This is a genomic window from Pelorhabdus rhamnosifermentans (assembly GCF_018835585.1).
Lineage (GTDB): Bacteria > Bacillota > Negativicutes > UMGS1260 > UMGS1260 > Pelorhabdus > Pelorhabdus rhamnosifermentans.
Map to the genome: position 1 here is coordinate 1 of NZ_JAHGVE010000170.1, position 245 is coordinate 245.

A 245-nucleotide genomic window follows, 5' to 3' on the forward strand; every position below is an offset into this window, starting at 1 on the left:
TAACAGCCCAGAGTCCCGCCTTCGCCACCGGTGTTCCTCCTGATATCTGCGCATTTCACCGCTACACCAGGAATTCCAGACTCCCCTACTGCACTCTAGTCCGCCCGTACCCACTGCACGCGCAAGGTTGAGCCTTGCGTTTCCACAGCAGACGCGACGAACCGCCTACGAGCTCTTTACGCCCAGTAATTCCGGACAACGCTTGCACCCTACGTAATACCGCGGCGGCTGACACACGCATCATG

1 rRNA gene is annotated in these 245 nt (G+C 58.8%); it reads right to left on the minus strand.

Going from position 1 to position 245, the window contains the following annotated elements:
* Positions 1-245, minus strand: a 16S ribosomal RNA gene (locus Ga0466249_RS26225); the annotation flags it as partial.